The 732-nt window shown below is 70.5% G+C and carries 1 protein-coding gene; it reads left to right on the top strand.

The annotated features are described in order from the left end of the window. A partial coding sequence (gene tssG / locus G3N93_RS41145) for a type VI secretion system baseplate subunit TssG (protein WP_206135657.1) occupies positions 1–732 on the top strand: 732 nt, incomplete at both ends.

Here is a 732-nt window from a genome sequence, read left to right as displayed (position 1 = left end):
AACCGGTGCGGCTCGGGCAGCAACCGTCGCTCGCGTTCGCTGCGTCGATGCTGGCCGGCGTGAGCGACGAGGGCAGTGGCATGCCGCCGCGCATCGCGATCCACGGTTTCGGGCTGTTCGGCCCGAACGGGCCGCTGCCGACGCACCTGACCGAATATGCGCACGAACGCGCGGCGCAGCACGACGACCCGACGTTTGCCGCGTTCGCCGACCTGTTTCATCACCGGCTGATCCTGCTGTTCTATCGCGCATGGGCCGACGCGCAGCCGACGGTGAGCCTCGACCGCCCGGAACGCGCACGGTTCGACGGTTACGTCGCGAGCCTGATCGGGCGGGCGGCGCACGGCGACAAGCCGGCCGTGAAAGCCGACAGTCACGCCGACTCCGACATCCTCGCGCCGCATGCGCGCTACTTCCATGCGGGCCATCTCGTGCGGCACACGCGCAACCCGGAAGGGCTCGTGCAGATCCTGCGCCGGCATTTCGGCGTCGAGGCCCGCATCGTCGAGCATGTGCCGCAATGGGTCGCGATCGAACGTTCGCAACGCTGCACGATCCGCGCGACGCGGCCGACGTTGCGGGTCGGCGCCGTCGCGCTCGGCGTCGCGGTGCGCGATGCGCAGTCGCGCTTCCGGATCGTGCTCGGCCCGCTGTCGCTCGACGCGTACCGCCGTTTCCTGCCGGGTGGCCCGCATGCCCGGCAGCTCGCGCAATGGGTGCGCGAATACGTCA

This window comes from Burkholderia sp. Se-20378, assembly GCF_017104665.1.
In the GTDB taxonomy this organism is placed as follows: Bacteria; Pseudomonadota; Gammaproteobacteria; order Burkholderiales; family Burkholderiaceae; genus Burkholderia; species Burkholderia lata.
Note: the sequence above shows the minus strand (reverse complement) of the source record. Positions and strands in the feature narration are given on the sequence as shown.